The 18,063-nt window shown below is 72.1% G+C and carries 13 protein-coding genes and 1 pseudogene; 8 read left to right on the top strand and 6 right to left on the bottom strand.

Features of this window, described 5'->3' with window-relative positions:
• The 3 genes and pseudogenes from D474_RS29730 to D474_RS0122815 form a co-directional block, all read right to left on the bottom strand.
• A pseudogene (locus tag D474_RS29730) lies at positions 1–517 on the bottom strand (ATP-dependent helicase); the annotation flags it as partial.
• 237 nt (positions 518–754) lie between these two features.
• Complete coding sequence (locus D474_RS0122810; RefSeq protein ID WP_017615798.1) at positions 755–2,158, bottom strand: MFS transporter; 1,404 nt, start codon at positions 2,156–2,158, stop codon at positions 755–757.
• A gap of 8 nt (positions 2,159–2,166) precedes the next feature.
• The gene (locus D474_RS0122815; protein ID WP_017615799.1) at positions 2,167–2,991 is read right to left on the bottom strand and encodes a glycerophosphodiester phosphodiesterase; all 825 of its coding nucleotides are present in this window, start codon (positions 2,989–2,991) and stop codon (positions 2,167–2,169) included.
• Positions 2,992–3,151: 160 nt separating this feature from the next.
• Between D474_RS0122815 and D474_RS33645 the strand changes: the two genes are divergently transcribed.
• From D474_RS33645 to D474_RS32855, 4 genes are all read left to right on the top strand, one after another.
• On the top strand, positions 3,152–3,694 hold the full coding sequence (locus tag D474_RS33645; RefSeq protein WP_017615800.1) for an Rv3235 family protein: 543 nt from the start codon (positions 3,152–3,154) through the stop codon (positions 3,692–3,694).
• A gap of 106 nt (positions 3,695–3,800) precedes the next feature.
• A complete protein-coding gene (locus D474_RS0122825; protein WP_017615801.1) occupies positions 3,801–5,702 on the top strand; it encodes a S9 family peptidase in 1,902 nt (633 codons plus the stop codon).
• A gap of 488 nt (positions 5,703–6,190) precedes the next feature.
• Complete coding sequence (locus D474_RS0122830) at positions 6,191–7,225, top strand: C40 family peptidase (protein WP_017615802.1); 1,035 nt, start codon at positions 6,191–6,193, stop codon at positions 7,223–7,225.
• A 44-nt stretch (positions 7,226–7,269) separates the two neighbouring features.
• Positions 7,270–7,443 carry a hypothetical protein gene (locus tag D474_RS32855; protein WP_026118721.1) on the top strand — a complete coding sequence of 58 codons (174 nt, stop codon included), beginning with the start codon at positions 7,270–7,272 and terminating at the stop codon, positions 7,441–7,443.
• 87 nt (positions 7,444–7,530) lie between these two features.
• Here D474_RS32855 and D474_RS0122840 read toward each other — a convergent pair whose 3' ends face one another.
• The gene (locus D474_RS0122840; RefSeq protein ID WP_017615804.1) at positions 7,531–8,691 is read right to left on the bottom strand and encodes an NAD-dependent formate dehydrogenase; all 1,161 of its coding nucleotides are present in this window, start codon (positions 8,689–8,691) and stop codon (positions 7,531–7,533) included.
• 424 nt (positions 8,692–9,115) lie between these two features.
• Here D474_RS0122840 and D474_RS29740 point away from each other — a divergent pair, with 424 nt between their 5' ends.
• Positions 9,116–10,876 (top strand): glycosyltransferase family 2 protein, encoded by a 1,761-nt coding sequence (locus D474_RS29740; protein WP_239647156.1) that lies wholly within the window; start codon positions 9,116–9,118, stop codon positions 10,874–10,876.
• 85 nt (positions 10,877–10,961) lie between these two features.
• On the opposite strand, the gene pstS is transcribed toward D474_RS29740, so the two are convergent.
• Positions 10,962–12,107 (bottom strand): phosphate ABC transporter substrate-binding protein PstS, encoded by a 1,146-nt coding sequence (gene pstS / locus D474_RS0122850; RefSeq protein WP_017615805.1) that lies wholly within the window; start codon positions 12,105–12,107, stop codon positions 10,962–10,964.
• A 174-nt stretch (positions 12,108–12,281) separates the two neighbouring features.
• Here pstS and treY point away from each other — a divergent pair, with 174 nt between their 5' ends.
• The 3 genes from treY to treZ all read left to right on the top strand — a co-directional run bounded on the left by treY (position 12,282) and on the right by treZ (position 17,309).
• Positions 12,282–14,594 (top strand): malto-oligosyltrehalose synthase, encoded by a 2,313-nt coding sequence (gene treY / locus D474_RS0122855; protein WP_017615806.1) that lies wholly within the window; start codon positions 12,282–12,284, stop codon positions 14,592–14,594.
• A 50-nt stretch (positions 14,595–14,644) separates the two neighbouring features.
• Positions 14,645–15,484, top strand: coding sequence for a putative RNA methyltransferase (locus D474_RS0122860; RefSeq protein WP_017615807.1), 840 nt, complete (start codon positions 14,645–14,647; stop codon positions 15,482–15,484).
• 43 nt (positions 15,485–15,527) lie between these two features.
• Positions 15,528–17,309 carry a malto-oligosyltrehalose trehalohydrolase gene (gene treZ, locus D474_RS0122865; RefSeq protein WP_017615808.1) on the top strand — a complete coding sequence of 594 codons (1,782 nt, stop codon included), beginning with the start codon at positions 15,528–15,530 and terminating at the stop codon, positions 17,307–17,309.
• A gap of 22 nt (positions 17,310–17,331) precedes the next feature.
• Here treZ and D474_RS0122870 read toward each other — a convergent pair whose 3' ends face one another.
• On the bottom strand, positions 17,332–17,961 hold the full coding sequence (locus D474_RS0122870) for a hypothetical protein (RefSeq protein WP_017615809.1): 630 nt from the start codon (positions 17,959–17,961) through the stop codon (positions 17,332–17,334).
• Positions 17,962–18,063: the final 102 nt, after the last annotated feature.

Consider the following 18,063-nt stretch of genomic DNA (forward strand, 5'->3'; position numbering starts at 1 on the left):
GCAGTGCCGCGGTCAGGGCCGACAGGTGGCGTTCGGCCTGCTCGACCGGGGCCGGGCGCCAACGAGCGCGGGGCGGGCGGCCCACCAGGTCGGGCAGTACACACCCGGTTCCCACCAGGTGCTCGGCGAAGTCCAGGACCGCGCGCAGGTGCCGCAGTCCCGGTCCGTGCGCGGTGCCTTCCGGGGCCGGGGCGCGTAGGAACCCGGCCGCCTCGGTGGGGGAGAGGTGTACGGCCGGAACCGTCCACGGGTGTGCCCCGGCCGGTCCCGTGTCACGCGGAGCGAGCACCGAGTGCACCGGCCCGGTGGGGTCGCCCGGCAGCGTCACGGTGAGCTCCCCGGGACGGCCGCGCACACCCGCGCCCGACAGCGCCGCACGGAGTACGCCCGTCGTGAGCGCGAACGGGTGGGTCCCGGTGGGTGCATTCCGCGCCACGGTGGCCGGGCTCTCGGCCTCGCCCCAGACGGCGAGCGCGTCGCCGTCCCACACCCCGTGCAGCACCAACACCCTCGACACCCTCCCCGGACGGCTCGTTCCTCGCGCACCCCAGTCTGACTTCCTCCCAGACCCTGGAGGCGGGGGATTCCGACCGGCTCGAGAGCTGGTCGGTCCGGTACTTCCTCGCGGGTTCCCGGGGGTTCCTGTTTCACAGACCAGGTGCACCCGAGGCCTCCACAGGCGGGCACCGCATGCCCTGGGCCCTCACGGGGGCACGCGGCGGGTGGCCGCGGGGGCCTCCGGGAGCCGTGGGGCTCACAGGTGGCGCGGCACCGTGTTGCCGACAGCCTCGATCCCCGCCTTCAGGTTGGTGCGCCACAGCAGGACCGCCCCGATGACGAAGAAGACCAGTAGCGAGAAGATCGCTGTCCGGTACCCGCCGGTCAGGTTCACCACCAGCGCGACCGTGGCCGAGCCCAGCAGCGTCGAGCCCCGGTCCGCCAGCTGGTACAGGCTGAAGTACTCCGCCTCGCGCCCGCGCGGGATGAGCAGCGAGTACAGCGCCCGCGCCAACGACTGGGTTCCGCCCAGCACCGTGCCGATGCCCAGGCCCAGCAGCACGAACAGCAGCGGCTCGCCCGGTGGCAGGAAGTACGCGGCCGTGACCAGCGCACACCAGATCATCAGACTCACCAGCACCGTGTTCTTGGTGCCCGCGGCCCTGGAGATGCGCCCCATCAGCAGAGCGCCCGCGAACGCGACGAACTGGATCATGAGGATCGTTCCGCTGAGCACCGTCAGCGACAGCCCGAGGTCCTGCGTGGCGAAGTTGCCCGCGAAGTAGATCGCCGCCTGGATCCCGTCGTTGAAGAAGATGAACGCCACCAGGAACAACAGTGTGTTCGGGTAATGGCGCATGTCGCGCAGGGTGCGCGCGAACTGCTTGATGGAGGCGCCCACCTTCGGCCGCCCCGACTGCAGCGCCAGCTTTCCGTACCGGTTGCGCAGGGGACGGATGCCCAGAACCGAGAAACCGAGCCACCACACACCGACCGAGGCGAACGCGATCCGTACCGCCTCGTCATCACCGATCCCGATGTCCGGCGCGAAGGTCACCAGCGCCAGGTGGAACGTGAGCAGGACCGCCCCGCCCAGGTAGGCCAGTGACCAGCCCGTCACCGACACCCGGTTGCGTTCCTCCGAGGTGGCGATCTCGGGAAGGAACGCGTTGAAGACCACGATCGAGAGCCCGTAACAGACGTTGCCGACGACGAACAGCAACGACGTGATGCGGTAGTCGTCGGTCAGGTAGAGCGAACTGACCGCCACGGACCCGCCCGCGGCCAGCAAGAACAGCCAGCGCTTCTTGTGGCGGGTGTGGTCGGCCAGCGCGCCCACCAGCGGCAGCAGTACCACCAGGATCAGGACCACGCCCGTGGTCAGGGTCGGGTGCAGCGCATTCGGGTGCAGGCTGATCCAGTCGACCCCGAGGGGATGGATGCGCACCGTGGGGTCCAGGCAGGCCTCGCCGTCCGGCGCACCCGCCGCATCACAAGCCAGCCCCGACAGGTAGGGGCCGATCAGGACCGTGACCACCGAAGTGATGAAGACCTGGTTGGCCCAGTCGTAGACGTACCAGCCGCGCTGTTCGCGCCGCCGCTGTGCCGGGTCCGGCGACGGGGTGTTGCCGACCTCGCCGTCGGGGGGAGCGGAGGACATACGGGGGGTCAACCTCTCTGGAACGGGTCCTGGTCGGGGCCGGACGACGCGGGCCACTGACCGCGCCTGATGAGCAGTTCGCGCAGGGCTGCGGTGTTGTCCGAGACGATGCCGTCCACTCCTGCGTCGAGCAGACGTTCCATCACCTCGGGTTCGTTGACGGTCCACACGTGCACCTGCATGCCGGCCCGGTGGGCGGTGCGGATCACATCGCGGCTGAGCACCGGAAAAGAACCGTGGCGCAGCGGGATCTGTGCGCACGCCGGAACTCGCGGGGTCAGGCGCGACAGGAACGGACTCAGCGAACCCAGCCGGAGCCGCACCACGTCCAGGGGGCCGCAGGAGGTCGCCACCCGCGGGCCGACCAGGCGGCGGATGCGCTCCAGACGGGCCTGGTCGAAGGATCCCAGGCACACGCGGTCCCAGGCGCCGGTGCGGCGCAGGGCCTCGACCAGCGGCTCCACGGCCGCGTCGGCCTTGAGGTCGATGTTGAACCGCGCGTGCGGCCATGACCCGAGCAGGTCCTCCATGAGCGGGACCGGTTCGCGCCCCGCCACCAGGGCCCGGGACACATCGCGGTGGGGCAGGTCGCCGATCGCGCCGGTCCGGTCGGTGGTGCGGTCCAGGGTCGCGTCGTGGAAGGCCATGAGCACGCCGTCCGAGGTGGCGTGCACGTCGGTCTCCAGGTACGTGTAGCCGAGGTCGACCGCGTGCTGGAACGCCGTCGCGGTGTTCTCCAGCTCGGTGCTGCGCTCGCCCCGGTCGTCGGTGAGCCACCCGCCCCGGTGCGCCAGAGCCACGGGGACGGGGGCGGAGAGGTACGCGTGTGTCACGCCTCGCAGTATGCCGGTTCCCCGCCCCGTGTGCGGGCCCGGCCCGGCCCACCCCGGTGACGTCGTGATGAAAAAACCTGGCATGCCAGGTGACCAACCTGCCCGCCGGGATGCTCTGTGTACGGGTGGAGGCGTTACCCCCACCGGAAAGGGACCGGTCATGACCCACCTCTCCCGCCGTACCGAGAGCCACGCCCAGCCCAACGGGACCGAGCGGCCCAAGGCCCCCGAACCCGCCACGGCCCCCGCCCGTTCGACCTCCCAGCGATCCACCGCCCCGACCGGTCGTCCCGGGCACGCCGACCCGTGCCCCCCGGATGCCTCGGCCGACCCGCGCCCCGGCGGCCGTGCTGGGAGGGCGTGCCTGCGCGGCCACCGCACGCCGCCCGGCGTTTGCCGGCTCGCGCAGCAGATCGCCGAGGTCCTCGTGGGGCAGCGCACCCCCGAGTCGCTCAGCCCGGCGCTCACGGTGCCCGTGCGCGAACAACTGCGCACCCTGCGCAGCGGCCTGGCCTGCTGCACCGCCCCGCGCCTGAACCGGGTCTTCCACCAGAGTCCCGTGCCTCACCAGGTCGAGGCCAGCGCCGTGGTCGGATGCCGTTGCCGCCGCCGGGTCTTCGCCTTCCGCGCAGTCACCCACCGGGGCCGCTGGGTGTGCTCCCAGCTCGAGACCGACCTTCGTTCACCCCGGGCCCGACGATGACCGCGCGAATTCCGTGGCGCCCCGGTCCCGCGCGTCGATAGGCTGACGCGCCCCAGCACACCGAAGGAGGAGGCCGCCGGCACACCGCCGGCGACGGCCGACCACCATGAAACCTGCCGACCTCACCCGCCTGCACAGCATCGGCGCGCCCACACTGTCGCCCGACGGTACCCGCGCGGTCTTCGCCCTCACCCGCCCCGACCTCGACAAGGACACCTACTGCGGCGGCCTGTGGGCCGTGCCCACCGACGGTTCCCACCAGGCCCGGGTCCTCACCCGCGGCGAGAACGACTCCGCACCGGTCCACTCACCCGACGGACACTGGATCGCCTTCCTGCGCCCCGACACCGACGACCGCCCCCAGATCCACGTATTGCCCGTCGACGGCGGCGAACCCTGGAAGGTCACCGACCACCCCCTCGGCGCGTCCGACCCGGTCTGGAGCCCCGACTCCACCCGCCTGGCGCACACCGCCCGAGTGCCGGACGAAGACCGATACACCGCCGGCACCGAACCGGGCAAGGAGCCGCCCCGCCGTATCACCACCCTCAAGTACCGCCTGGACGGGCTCGGGTTCCGCACCGACCACCCCCAGCACGTGTTCGTCACCGCGCCCCTCGACCCCGACGGCGAGCCCGGCACCCCCGTCCGCCTCACCACCGACCGCGCCGACCACGAATCACCCGCGTGGAGCTCCGACGGGACCGAGGTCCTGTTCACCGCCGCCCTGCACGAGAGCGCCGACACCGACCTGGTCGAGGACGTGTGGGCGTGTGCCGCGGAGGAAGGCGCCCGCCCGCGCCGCCTCACCCGCGGCCGCATCACCGCCGGAGCCGCCTTCCCCGCGCCCGACGGCACTCAGGCCTTCCTGACCGGCTACCAACTCGGTGAGCAGCACCGCGACTTCGTCGGCCGCACCAACGGCCTGTGGCGCGTGCCCTTCGACGGCGGTTCCGGTCCGGTGCGCCTGACCGACGAGGAGGACGGTCCCCACGTCCTCCGGCATCTGCACGTACTCGACGACGCCGTGCTTCTGCTCGCCGACCGCCGCGGTGCCGTGCAGCTGCTCCGGGTGCCCCTCGACGGCGGTGCGCCCGAGACCCTCGTGGGCGGGCCCGTCCAGACCCAGTCCTTCGACCACCGTGCGGGTGTCACCGTCGCCGTGGTCGCCGACGGCCGCAGCAGCGGCGAACTCGTGCGTGTGGGACCCGAGGGCTCCGTCCCGCTGACCTCCTTCATGGAACTTGACTCCCACCCCGTCACCGAGCTCACCGCCCGCGCCCCCGACGGCCACGAGGTCCACGGGTGGATCGCGGCCCCGCGCGGGGAGGGGCCGCACCCGGTGGTCCTGATGATCCACGGCGGCCCCTTCGCCCCTTACGGACACCAGTACTTCGACGAGACCCAGGTCCTGGTCGAGGCCGGCTACGCGGTCGTGCTGTGCAACCCGCGCGGCTCCTCCGGGTACGGGATGGCACACGCACGGGCCATCATCGGCAACGTCGGGGAGGTCAGCGCAACCGACCTGCTGGCCTTCCTCGACACCGCGCTGGAGGACGAACGCCTGGACGCCGCCCGCGTCGGGGTCATGGGCGGCTCGCACGGCGGTTACATGACCACGTGGATGGCTGCCCACCACGGCGACCGGTTCCGCGGAGCCATTCCCGAACGGGGCGTGCACTCCATCGACAGCTTCGAGGGATCCTCCGACATCGGCTCGCTCTTTCCGCGCCCGCTCTACGGTCCGCCCGAGGAATGGGACCGTCAGAGCCCGCTCGCGCACGCCGACCGCATCGATATCCCGACGCTCATCATCCATTCGGAGCAGGACTGGCGCTGCCCCGTCGAGCAGGCCCAGCGGCTCTACCTGCGGCTGCGGCGCCGTCGTGAGGACACCGAGTTCCTGCTCTTCCCGGGGGAGGGGCACGAGCTCTCCCGATCGGGGCTGCCCAGCCACCGCATCGCCCGGTTCGAGGCGATCCTGGACTGGTGGGCCCGCCACCTGTGAGCCGCCACGTGTGAGGTCTCCGACCCCGGTCAGGGCGGTCGTGACGGTTCCGTGCGGCCGCCCCTTCCCGTTTCCGGAGTGAGTCGCCTCACCATCGACGCGGTGTTTGGTGCGGATTTGGTCGGAGACGGGCGCGCGTACAGCCCCCGGAACGCGGGAGGTTGCGCCCCCTGACGGCCCGCGTCCCACATCGCCCCAGTTCAATGCCGGTTCAGTGCAAGGTCACGAACGAGTCGCGTCCGGTCCGAGGGGTCGCTTAGGGTTCCCGTGAGCCGGTTCGCCACCTTTTGTTCCCACCAGGGGAGCAACGTCCGGTTCGCCGTTGCACTCTGCTCAGTGTTCGTCTTTTCCCAGGAGCAGAGGCCGGCGCAGCAGTCCGATCGTTCGCGGCCCTTCTTCCCGTGCGCCGCCGTCGGGACCCCCTCCCGCACATCCCTGTCACGCCTGTCGCCAGGCGTGCCTTCGGGATGCCCTGCGCCGGTAAACGGATGTGGGAGAAAGGCAGCGGTCCCTTGACTCGCAACCCCGAGACCGGTTCCCGCGCGAGCCGCCGTTTCGCCACCATCGGAGCCCTGGCCCTGGGTTCGGTCCTGCTCTCCTCCGGGGTCGCCCTGGCCGACCAGACCGAGGAAGAGGCCCGGGAGCGCTACGAGCAGCTCCAGGAGGAGCTCTCCACGCTCAACGAGGCCTACAACCGTGCGCAGGAGGACCACGAGGTCGCAGAGGCCGAGGTGGCCGACCTCGAGGAACGCGTGGAGGATGCCGAGGAGGCCCTGGAAGAGATGTCGGGCCAGGTCTCGGCCATCGCGCAGAGCGCCTACACCGGCTCCACGCACAGCCTGCCCGGCGTACTCTTCGACGGCTCGCCCGACAACGCGCTGCAGACCATCGCCGACCTCGACTTCCTGTCCGTGGGCCAGGAGGCGGTGCTCTCGGACTACATCGACGAGGTCGACCGTTCCGAGCGCCTGCTCGCCCAGGCGACCGAGGCCGAGGACCGCGCGGCCGAGTCCCTGCAGGAGGCCGAGACCTCCTTCGAGCAGGGCGAGGAGGCCCTCGAGGAGCAGGCCGAGGTGCTGGAGAGCCTGGGTGGCGTGGACCCGACGGCCTCGGACTCGCCCGCAGGCGGCGGGGGCGGTGGCGCCGAAGCGGCCGCCTCCGGTGAGGTGCAGGCGGTCCTGGACTTCGCCCGCGACCAGATCGGCAAGCCCTACGTGTGGGGCGGCACCGGGCCGGACGGCTTCGATTGCTCCGGCCTGACCCAGGCCGCCTGGTCGCAGGCGGGCGTGGACCTGCCGCGCACCACCTTCGACCAGGTCAACGCCGGGACCCAGGTCTCGCGCGACGAGGTCGAGCCCGGCGACCTGCTCTTCTTCTACGATGCCTCCGCACCCAGCCACGTGGGCATCTACTCCGGCAACGGGCAGATGATCCACGGCTCCAACCCCTCCAAGCCGTTGGAGGAGGTCGACCTGGCCGACTACTGGGACGGGGTCTTCACCACGGCCGTACGCGTGGGTTGACCGGGGGTGTCCACATCCGGCCAGGGGCGCGTATTCTTCCCTGTATGGGACGAGTACTGCTGAAGGTCGGCGCGGGTGTGGCCGCCGTCATCGCCCTCTTCTGGCTTTTGTCGGTGATCATCGGCCTGCTCGTGTGGGTCGTCATGATCGGCCTCGTCGTCGGGGTGGTCTACCTCGGCGTGCGCATGCTGCGCGAGGGCTCCGGCGCCGGCGGTTGAGCGCCGGACCGTACGGCCGAACGGGAACTCGGGGCGCGCTGCACACCGTGCAGCGCGCCCCTCGCCGTGCCGGGTGACGGACCTGGATCAGGCCTTGGCCCCACCGGAACCGTAGGCGTCGGCGAGCTTGCCGGATTCGAGGATGAGGTACTCGTCGCGGATCGGCTCACCGTCCAGCCACTTCTCCAGGATCTCCCGGGTGCCGGCCGCGTAACGTGCCTGCGCCGCGAGCGTGGCGCCGGACACGTGGGGTGTCATCCCCTGGTGGGGCATGGAACGCCACGGGTGGTCGGGCTCCGGCGGCTGAGGGTACCACACGTCCCCCGCGTACCCGCCGAGCTGCCCGCTCTCCAATGCGTGCACGACGGCGTCCCGGTCGCAGATCCGGGCACGGGCGGTGTTGACGATGTAAGCGCCGCGCTTCATGCGGCCGATCAGCTCCTCGTCGAACAACCCTTCGGTACCCGCGTGCAGCGGCGCGTGGATCGACACCACGTCGACGCTGGTGGCCAGTGACTCGGCGTCGGGCTGGTAGGTCAGGCCGAGCTCCTCCTCGACCTCGCGGGGAAGGCGCTCGGGGTCGGTGTAGTGCAGGTCGAGGTCGAAGGGCTGCAGCCGGCGCAGTACAGCCAGCCCGATACGGCCTGCCGCGATCACGCCGACCGACATCCCTTCCAGGTCGTAGGCGCGCTGGGTCGCGTCGGCGATGTTCCACCCCGCCTCGTCGGTGACCCACCGGTGCGAGGGGATGTAGTTGCGGACGAGGGAGAGGATCTGCATGACCGCGTGTTCGGCGACGCTGATGCTGTTGGAATAGGTGATCTCGGCGACGGTGACGCCCTTCTCCCCGGCGGCGTCGAGGTCCACGTGGTCCGAACCGATACCCGCCGTGATGGCGAGTTGGAGCCGCTCCGCCTTCTCGAGGCGTTCGGCGGACAGGTACGCGGGCCAGAAGGGCTGGGAGATCACGACGTCGGCGTCGGGGAGCTCGCGCTCGAACTCGGAGTCGGGCCCGTCCTTGTCCGAGGTGACCACGAGCGTGTGGCCGTTCTCCTCCAGGAACCGGCGCAGTCCCAGTTCGCCGGATACGCTGCCGAGCAACTCACCGGGGGTGAAGTCGATCGCGCTGGGGTCCGGGGCGCTCTGGCCGTCGGGGTACCGGTCGATGGTGGGAATGTCCTCGCGCGCGTAACGGCGCGGCTGACCGTCGACGGGGTCGTTGAACAGGACGCAGAGAATCTTCGCCATGGCTGCAACCTTTCCGGTGTGTGCGAGGCGCGTGGTCTCCGGTCCTCCGGTGTGTTCGGCCGACCACCAGAGGGCCTTCGGGGCCCGGCTACCCGAGGTGACCGCGCTCGACTCACTGCCAGAGCAATGGTCAACCGCCCTGTTCACCGCCACAGCTCCGCTGCCGTTCCGGCTCCGGTCGGGGCCGTACCGGGGCTGCGCTGCTGTGTCGCCGCTGACCGCCGCCCGGAACGCCCCCGAGGCGGGGCGGGGGAGGGTGACTCATCTCATCACCTGCCGACGGTGCCCTGGCCGCCGCACCCTTGGTCCCGCCGGGTGTCGAGCTGAGGGCCACGGTGTCGTTCCGGTCGGCGCCGGGCGACTCCGCGCCACACCTGGCCGTGCGTCACCGTCCGGTCCGGGCGAAGGCGGCTATAGTTACTCTGTGTCACTCAATAAGTACGTAGGGTCTCAAGTCGACGGGGTCTCCCGTCGCGGGCGGGTCGAACGGGTCACCACTCGCGTGCTCGGCAACGACTGGGGAACTTTGACTCCACCCGCCCTCGGGAGCTGGACACCACGCCTGCCGGTCAGCGTCGTGCTGCCCGCCCACGGAGGTCAGCACCGCCTCGATCTCGCCCTGGCCTCCCTGGCCGCCCAGACCTACCCCGACGACCTCATCGAGGCCGTCGTGGTCGACGACCACTCCGTCCCGGCGCTGCGCCTGCCCCACACCAGGCCCGCGAACACCCGCCTGGTGCGCATCCCCGACGGCGGCCACGGGGCCGGGTACGCCCGCGCCTACGGGGCCCACGCCAGCACCGGCGAGATCCTGTTGTGGATGGACGCCGACATGATCGCCGACCCGCGCTTGGTCGAGGCCCAGGCCCGCTGGCACCACGTCCACCCCGAGTGCGTCACCCTGGGCCGCGTCCGCTTCGCCGGCCACACCCCCGAGGACCCCGACACCCTGAGCGGCCTCCTGCGCTCCGGAACCCTGCACCGCACCCTCGACGACGGCCGCCACCACGCCTGGGTCGAACGCCGCCTGGCCGAGACCGACGACCTGCGCGAGACCGACCACCTGGGCTTCCACGCCTACGTCGGTGCTGCCGCGGGCCTGCGCCGCGGCCTGTACGAGATCGCAGGGGGAGTGGACCCCGAACTCGACCTGGGGCAGGACACCGAGTTCGCCTACCGCCTCTGGCAGGCCGGCGCCGTCATGCTCCCCGAACGCGCCGCCACCGCCTGGCACACCGGCCCCGGAGAGACCTTCCGCACCCGCCTGCCCTCCGAGCGCTTCCGCACCAAGGTCCTGGCCGAACTCATGCCTCACCCGCACACCTACCGCGAACGTGTGCCCGACGAGCGGCGCCGCGTCCCCCTCGTGCACGCCGTCGTCGACATCGCCGGTGCCCCCTACGACCTGGTGCGCGGATGCGTGGACCGGCTCCTGGACAGCGCCGAGACCGACCTGCTCATCACGCTCGTCGCCGACTGGGAGAGCCTCACCGCCGAGGACCGCGAACTCGACGAGCTCGGCCTCGGGCTCCGCCTCATCCAGGCCAACTACCTGCGCGAACCCCGGATCGCCTTCGCCTCGGCCACCCCGCGCACCGCCTTTCCCGCACCGTTCCTGCTGGAGGTCCCCGTCGCCTGGGGTATGGGCCAGGTCGCGCTCTCCCGCCTGCTCGCCGGTGCCGAACGCTCCCGCGCCGGGCTCACCGAACTCTTCCCCGCCACCACCGCCACCGCCGGCCCCGGCGTGCGCCTGTGGCGCACCCGCGCGCTGGCACGCGCTCTGCGCGTGCGCGAGGAGGGCGAGGACGTCGGCGAGGTCGTCTCCGCCCTGCACGGGCGTTACCGCATCCACGCGGGGGAGGAGACCCTCACCGACCTGTCGCTGTACCGCGCCGTCCCGCCGCTGCCGCGCCGCTCGCCCGAGACCCGGACCGAGAACAGCGGCCGCGACCAGGAGGCCCGCGATCCGTTCGACGGGTTCGGGCAAGCCGACGACGGAGGCCCCGGCGGGCTCGACCACGACCCGCCCGAGGAGGAGGGCGGCGCCGGCCCGGACGAGCACGGACCCCCGCGCCGCACCCCGTTCCTGCGCCGGCTCGGCACCTGGATCGGGGAGTGCTGGCAGCGCATCCGCGAGGCCCACGGGGGAGGACGCACCGACGGCCGCGACCCGGGCGGCCGGTGACGGAACCACGGACACACAGAAGGGGGCGTGCCCGCCGGGCACGCCCCCTTGCTCACGCAGTCCCCGTCCGGGGCCGCCGCAGCGATCAGCTCTGGCCGCTGATCGCCCCGATCGACTCCATCAGGTCCTCACGCAGCGCGTCGTTGATCGGGGAGGAGTCGGTCTCCTCGGAGGCCTCCTGCTGGCCCTCCGGGCTCACCACGTACTCCAGGAACGCCTTGACCTGCTCGGCCTCCTGCTGGTCGGGGTACTCCAGGCAGGCCGTCTCGTAGCTGACCAGCACGATCGGGTAGGCGCCCTCCTCGGTCGTGCCGTAGTCCAGCTCCAGACCCAGGTCGTACTCGTTGACGTTGTCCTCGCGGCGCGGGGAGTCGCCGACCACCTGGGCCGCGCCCTCGGGACTGATGTCGACGAACTCGTCGCCGACCCCGATCGAGGCAGTGTCGAGGCCGTGCAGGTGCGACATCTCCAGGTAGCCGATGGAACCGTCGGCGCGCGAGACCGTGTCGGCCACACCGCTGTTGCCCTGGGCGGACTCCGCCGGCTCACCCGGCCACTGGCCGTCGGGCTCGTGGGGCCACGCGTCCGGGGCCGCCTCCGAGAGGTAGTGGGTGAAGTTCTCCGTGGTCCCGGACTCGTCCGCGCGGCTGACCTGGGTGATCTCGAGGTTCGGCAGGTCCGCGTCCGGGTTGTCCGCGACGATCTCCGGGTCGTCCCAGTGGGTGATCTCCTGGTCGAAGATCTTCGCGATCGTGTCGGGACGCAGGTTGAGGTCGTCCACACCGTCGATGTTGAAGACCACGCCGACCGCCACGATGTAGGCGGGCAGGTTCACGGTGTCGGACCCGTCACACCGCTCCAGGGCTTCCTCGTTCTCCTCGGGTTCCATCGGCGTGTCGGTGCCGGAGAAGGTCACCGAACCGTCGATGAACTGGCTCCGGCCGCCGCCGGATCCGATGGAGTCGTAATAGATCTGCGCGTTCTCGCAAGCGGCCTGGTAGCCGGCGATCCAGGTCGCCATGGCGTTCTCCTGGGCGCTGGAACCCGAACCGGCCAGGTTCCCGGAGAAGCACTCCAGGTCGTCGGGGACCTCCGGGGCCGCGCCCTCGGGCACGGCGTTGTCGCTGCCGCAGGCGGTGGTCGCCAGCAGCAGCCCTGCCAGTGCGGCCGCGGCCGCACCCTGGTGGACGCCGCGCCTGTGCGCGCGCGAGCGCTTCTTGGACGGGAGCACGACTGCTTCTATCCCCTTCGTCGGTGAGGTGTCCTTGCAGGTGACGGAACACCGTCGAGAATTCAATCATCAGCGCCCCCACACCCCCAAGACGCCCCCGTGTGGCATGGAGCTCACAGGGGGCCCGGTGTGTGTGCATGACACGCCGAACGCGCGGGCACGGCCCTGGTCGTGATGAGCGCCCACAACCACCGCACGGCCTCCGCGCCGACGTCAACCTACCGTCTTCAACTGGGCCCCGGGCTCACTCTCGAGGACGCCGCCGGCCTGCTGGACCAACTCGACCGGCTCGGCGTGGGCGCTCTCTACCTGTCACCGGTCCTGACCGCCGCTCCCGGCTCCCAGCACGGCTACGACGTGGCCGACCCCACGCAGGTCGCACCGGTCCTGGGCGGCGACGAGGCCCGCGAGGAGCTCGCAGAACAGGCCCACGCCCGCGGCCTGCACGTGGTCACCGACATCGTGCCCAACCACATGTCCGTGGCCCGCCCCGACGCCAACCCCTGGTGGTGGGACCTGCTGCGCCTGGGCCCGGACTCGCCCTACGCACGATGCTTCGACGTCGACCTGTCGGTGCCGCTGCTCGTCCCCGTGCTGGGTGAGGACGCGGACGAGGCCCTCACCATCGCCGACGGGTGCCTGGCCTATCACGAGAAGCGCTATCCCTTGGCGCCCGGGACCTTCGAACCCGGCGAGGACGCCGAGACCGTGCACCGGCGCCAGCACTACCGCCTGGTCTCCTGGAGGCGCGGCGACAGCGAACTCACCTACCGGCGCTTCTTCGACGTCGACGACCTGGCGGCCGTACGTGTGGAGGACCCGGCGGTCTTCGAGGCCTCCCACGCCGAGATCCTGCGCTGGGCCGAACGCGGCCAGCTCGACGGGCTGCGCGTGGACCACGTCGACGGCCTCAGCGACCCCGGCTCGTACCTGCGCCGACTCACTGCACGATTCCCCGGCTGGCTCGTGGTCGAGAAAATTCTCGCCCCCGGTGAGGACCTGCCCCAGAGCTGGCCCGTGGCCGGAACCACCGGCTACGACGCGCTGCGCGAGCACACCGGGGTGCTCGTCGACCCCGCGGGCGAAGCCGACCTGACCGCCCTGGCCACCGGTGAAGGGGTGCCGGTCGACGTCGAGGACACCGACCACACCGCCCGCCTGCACGCCGCCACCACCATGTTGCGCACCGAGATGCGCCGTATCGCCGCCCTGGTGTCCCCGCACTCGGAGGAGGCGGTCGCCGAACTCCTCGCCGCCTTCGCCGTCTACCGGACCTATCTGCCCGAGGGGCTGGGCGAGTGGGTCCGCGCCGTCGACCTGGCCGGGGAACGCCGCCCCGACCTGGCCCCCGCTCTGGCCGCCCTCGACCAGCACGTACGCAGCGACCCCGAAGGGGAGGCCGCCCGCCGCATCCAACAGACCTCCGGCATGGTCGTGGCCATGGGCACGGAGAACACCGCCTTCTACCGCGCCACCCGCTTCATCGCGCTCAACGAGGTCGGGGGCGACCCGGCACGGTTCTCGGTGAGCCCCGAGGAGTTCCACACGGCCGCCGCCCGCCGGGAGGCCCGCCACCCCCACACGATGACCGCGCTGTCCACGCACGACACCAAACGTTCCGAGGACGTGCGCGCCCGCCTGGCCGTGCTGTCCGAGGCCTCCGCCGACTTCACCGACGCCGTGCGCCGCTGGTCGGCCGCCCACCCGCTGCCCGAACCCTCCCTCGACCTGCTGGGCTGGCAGACCCTCGTCGGCGCCTGGCCCATCGGGGAGGACCGCTTGACCGAGCACCTGCTCAAGGCCGCCCGCGAGGCCCGGATCGGCACCTCCTGGACCGAACCCGACCACGCCTTCGAACAGGCCGTGCGCGAGTGGGGGCCCGCCGTGCTCACCGGCCTGCGCCAGGACGTCGAGGCCTTCGTCGAGCGCGTGCGCGGCCCCGGGTGGAGCAACTCTCTCACCCAGAAGGCCCTCCAGCTCCTCGGCCCGGGGGTGCCCGACCTCTACCAGGGCACCGAACTCTGGGACCTGTCCCTGGTCGACCCGGACAACCGCCGCCCCGTCGACCACCGCACCCGCACCGAACTCCTGGACCGCCTCGAGGCCGGGTGGCTGCCCCCGGTCGACACCACCGGAGCGGCCAAACTCCACCTGGTGCGCACCTGCCTGCACACGCGCCGCGTCCTCGACCCCCGCGGCTACACACCCCTGTACGCCGAGGGGCCCACAGCCCGCCACGTCCTGGCCTTCGCACGCAGCTCACCAGGAGCGCACACCCCCGACCTGGCCGTGGTCGGCACCCGCCTGCCGCTGACCCTGGAACGTACCGGGGGCTGGGGCCGGACCGTCCTGCCCCTGCCCCCTGGCCCCTGGACCGACCGCCTCACCGGCGAGCCCGTACCGCCCACCCACGCCGACGGGGCCACGCAGCCCCGTCTGGGCGACCTGCTCGGGCGCTACCCCGTCGCTGTCCTGGTCAGGGGCTGACTCGGCCCAGGGCAGGGCAGCGGCTGCACGCCGGGCAGCCGATAGGCNCTGTGCTCGAGGCCCTGGCCTGCCCCGTGTGCCGCGCCGGTCTCACCCTCGGCGTCCGCGCACTGTCCTGCCCCGGAGGCCACACCTTCGACCTCGCCCGCGAGGGATACGCGTCCGTGCTGACCGGCGCCACCCCGCCCGGCAGCGGCGACACCAAGGAGATGGTCGCCGACCGCCTGCGGTTCCAGCAGCACGGCCACTACGATCCCATCGGCCACGCCCTGGCCCGCGCGCTCGATGTGCCCGGGCTGTCCGAACAACCCCTGGTCCTCGACGCGGGCGGCGGCACCGGCCACTACCTCGCCCTCGTGCTCGAGGCCCTGCCCCACGCCCACGGGCTCACCACCGACGTGTCCAAGTTCGCCGCCCGCAAGGCCGCCAAGGTCCACCCGCGCGCCGGTGCTGCCACCGCCGACACCTGGCGCGGCCTGCCGCTGCGCACCGGGACCGCCGACGCCCTGATCAACGTGTTCGCACCCCGCGAGAGCGGCGAGTTCCACCGCGTCCTGCGCCCCGACGGGCTGCTCGTCGTGGTCACCCCCGACACCGACCACCTGGGCGAACTCCGCGGCCCGCTCGGCCTGCTCGAGGTCGACCCGCGCAAGGACGAACGCCTCTCCCGTGGCCTGCACGGCCACTTCACCCCGCAGATGAGCGCCCCTCTGCGCTTCACACTGCAGCTCGACCACGCCGACGCCGCCACCGTCGTCGGCATGGGGCCCAGCGCCCGCCACATGAGAGCCGCCGAGCTCACCGACCGGGTCGCCGCCCTGCCCGACCCGGTCACCGTCACCGCCTCGGTACGGGTCAACACCTACAGGCCGCGCCCCGCCGAGCACTGAACCGCGGGCGTCGCGGCAGCCGCTCCGGGGTAGGTCACCGCCCGTGAACGACCAGCTGGAACCGAGCAAGCCTTCGTCCGACGGGCTCGGCGTGCACGGCGACTTCGCCGTCTGGGCGCCGCGGGCCCACACCGTGCGTGTGCGTACCGGGGGCGCCGACCACCCCATGGAACGCGGCACCGGAGGCTGGTGGCACACCCGAGTGCCCGGGGCCGGGCACGGCAGCGACTACGCCTACCTGCTCGACGACGGCCCCGAGCCGCTGCCCGATCCGCGCTCGCGCCACCAGCCCCACGGCGTGCACGGGCCCTCCCGGGTCCTGGACCACGGGACCCACGGCTGGTCCGACGGCCACTGGACCGGCCGGCCCCTGCCCGGCGGCGTCGTCTACGAACTCCACGTCGGCACCTTCACCGCCGAGGGCACCCTGACCTCCGCCATCGGCCACCTGAGCGAACTGGCCGAGCTCGGTGCGACCCACGTCCAACTCATGCCTCTCAATGCCTTTGACGGCACCCACGGGTGGGGCTACGACGGGGTCCTGTGGTCGGCGGTACACGAACCCTACGGCGGCCCCGACGCCCTCAAGGCCTTCGTCGATGCCGCCCACGCCCACGGGCTGGCCGTCCTGCTCGACGCGGTCCTCAATCACCTGGGGCCCTCCGGTGCCCACCTGCCCCGCTTCGGCCCCTACTTCTTCGGTGAGAACGACTGGGGCCCTTCGCTCAACCTCGACGGGCCCGACTCCGACCACGTGCGCCGCTACGCCCTCGACTGCGCGCTGGGTTGGCTGGACCACTACCACCTGGACGGGCTGCGCCTGGACGCCGTGCACGCCCTGCGCGAGAACCGCGCGACCCCGCTGCTCCAGGAACTGTCCGCCGAGGTCGAGGTGCTGGCCACCCACCTCAACCGGCCCCTGACCCTCATCGCCGAGTCCGACCGCAACGACCCGGCCACCGTGCTGCCGCGCGAGGCCGGCGGGCTCGGCATGGACGCCCAGTGGTCCGACGACCTCCACCACGCCCTGCACACGGCACTGACCGGCGAGAACCACGGGTACTACGCGGACTTCGCCGACCCCGGCGCCCTACCCACGACCCTGACCCGGGTGTTCTGGCACGCAGGCACCTACTCCAGCTTCCGCGGCCGCACCCACGGCGCCCCCGTCGACACCGCCCGCGTCCCAGGACACCGGTTCCTCGCCTACCTGAGTACCCACGACCAGATCGGCAACCGGGCCCGGGGCGACCGCATGGCCGAGCACGTTTCAGCCGGGCGGCTCGAGGTCGGTGCCGCGCTCGTGCTGTGCTCGCCCTACACCCCGATGATCTTCATGGGTGAGGAGTGGGCCGCGCGCACCCCGTGGCCGTTCTTCGCCTCCTTCTCCGACCCCGACCTGGCCGAAGGGGTACGACAGGGGCGCCGGCGCGAGTTCGCCGCCCTGGGATGGCGGGCAGAGGACGTACCCGACCCCCTGGACCCCGCCACGCGCGACAGCGCCGTCCTGGACCGGAGCGAACGCGACAGCGGCGAACACGCGCTCGTGCTGGAGACCTACCGCTCGCTGATCGCGCTGCGCCGGGCCGAACCGGAGCTGTCCGACCCGCGCCTGGACCGTTTCCGGGTCAGGGCCGCACACGCCGGGCGCACCCTCGTGCTCGAACGCGGGCGGCTGCGGGTGCTGTGCAATCTGGGGGAGGGCCCGGCCGAGATCGAACTGGACGCGGCCCCCGTCGAGCTACTGGCCGCCAACGGCCAACCGCGGATCTCCGGAACCCGCTTCGGTGTCCCGGGGGAGTCCTTCGCCGTCGTGCGGGTGTGAGGGGCCGGGTGGAGGCGGAGGCTCAGAGCTCGCCGCCGAAGGCCGCCTCGTCGTCGCCGTTCATCACCACGATGCGCACCCGGTCGGCGTCCTCGGGGATCTCGCACCACATACGGGAACTGTGGGTTCCCTCCGGGACCTCGAACAGGGGCTCCTCGGTCTGCGCGATCGGGATCTCCGGCCCCGCCTCGCACACGACCTCCATCTCCGCCAACGAGAACGTGCGTCCGAGGTCGGGTACGTGCACGGTCACAGTGAAGTCCACGCGCGAGGCCCACGGGCGCTCCACACCGTCGACCGTGTAGACCACCTCGGCGTCGTCCTCATCGTCCTCGTCGTCGCTCTCCTCCTCGTCCCCGCTGCCGTCGCCGCCGTCCTCGTCCCCGCCGCCCGGGCCGACCGAGTGGGTGAAACCGAGCGGCTCACCGAAGTCGGCGGTGCTCTGGGGGGAGGGCTCCTCGTCCGGGGGCTCGGGCGGACCGGGCTCCTCCGGGTCCTCCGGATCGTCCGGAGGGGGCTCGGTCGGGGACGGCTCCTCCTCGGTCGCGGAGGCGGTGGGCTCCTCCACGATCGGGGCCGGCCCGTTCCCCTCGCAGGCGCCGAGGGCCAACGCCAGGGGAACAGCCAGCAGGAGCGGCAGGGGTTTGCGCATACCCACACGCTAAGGCGGCGCTGTGCGGGTGTCCACGAGGCCCGCACCGCCGGGAACGCCGCACCCGTGCCGGTTGGACGCACGCCCTGCCGCGGTCCCCCG

The sequence above is a fragment of the Nocardiopsis salina YIM 90010 genome (genome assembly GCF_000341025.1).
GTDB classification, from domain to species: domain Bacteria; phylum Actinomycetota; class Actinomycetes; order Streptosporangiales; family Streptosporangiaceae; genus Nocardiopsis; species Nocardiopsis salina.

Bases quoted from the DNA above. Each gene is read 5' to 3' on its own strand.
- D474_RS33645 (WP_017615800.1), top strand. From the start codon at position 3,152: ATGACCCACCTCTCCCGCCGTACCGAGAGCCACGCCCAGCCCAACGGG.
- treY (WP_017615806.1), top strand. From the start codon at position 12,282: ATGAGCGCCCACAACCACCGCACGGCCTCCGCGCCGACGTCAACCTAC.
- D474_RS0122825 (WP_017615801.1), top strand. From the start codon at position 3,801: ATGAAACCTGCCGACCTCACCCGCCTGCACAGCATCGGCGCGCCCACA.
- D474_RS0122840 (WP_017615804.1), bottom strand. From the start codon at position 8,691: ATGGCGAAGATTCTCTGCGTCCTGTTCAACGACCCCGTCGACGGTCAG.
- D474_RS32855 (WP_026118721.1), top strand. From the start codon at position 7,270: ATGGGACGAGTACTGCTGAAGGTCGGCGCGGGTGTGGCCGCCGTCATC.
- D474_RS0122870 (WP_017615809.1), bottom strand. From the start codon at position 17,961: ATGCGCAAACCCCTGCCGCTCCTGCTGGCTGTTCCCCTGGCGTTGGCC.
- D474_RS0122810 (WP_017615798.1), bottom strand. From the start codon at position 2,158: ATGTCCTCCGCTCCCCCCGACGGCGAGGTCGGCAACACCCCGTCGCCG.
- D474_RS0122830 (WP_017615802.1), top strand. From the start codon at position 6,191: ATGTGGGAGAAAGGCAGCGGTCCCTTGACTCGCAACCCCGAGACCGGT.